This is a genomic window from Actinospica durhamensis (genome assembly GCF_018139695.1).
GTDB lineage: Bacteria > Actinomycetota > Actinomycetes > Streptomycetales > Catenulisporaceae > Actinospica > Actinospica durhamensis.
The window spans coordinates 1-544 of the sequence record NZ_JAGSOG010000687.1; the positions used below are offsets into that span (position 1 = coordinate 1).

1 protein-coding gene is annotated in these 544 nt (G+C 72.6%); it reads right to left on the reverse strand.

The annotated features are described in order from the left end of the window. The coding region (locus tag KDL01_RS41735) for a beta-ketoacyl synthase N-terminal-like domain-containing protein (protein WP_212534244.1) at positions 1–521 on the reverse strand (521 nt) is incomplete at its 3' end. Positions 522–544 lie beyond the last annotated feature (23 nt).

The following is a 544-nucleotide window of genomic DNA, read 5'->3' on the forward strand; positions in this document are numbered from 1 at the left end:
GCGTACGCCGCCCGCATCGCCCGTACCTGGCCCTCCACCGAGGGCACAAGCAGTCCCTCGCCGCGGCCGTCGTTACCCAGGCCGATGCCGCGGATCACGCCGAGCACGGGGATACCGCGCACTGACGCGTCGGCCAGCCGCATCAGCGCGACGAGCGCCGCACCCTGCGCGGGAATCAGCCCGTCCGCGTCGCGCTGCAACGGCCGATAGAGCCCACTTCGGCTGAGCGCGGAGAGCGCGCAGAACCCGGTCTGCAGCAGCAGCGGATCGGCGGCGCTCACCCCGCCCGCCAGCATGAGATCGGCCGAGCCGTCGTGCAGCCGGTCACACGCCAGCTTCAGCGCGTACAGCGACGACGCGCAGGCCGCGTCGAGCGCGAGCGACCCGGCGCCGAACCCGAGAGCCCGCGCGCACATCCCCGCCGGCGAAACGTTCCGCCGACGCGCCTTCGCATCGAGTGCTCGACCCGCATGCCAGGCTTCTTCGACGTGGTAGGTCATCCACTCGTCCGGCAGCGCCAACCAGCCGAGCACGAGCCCTGACC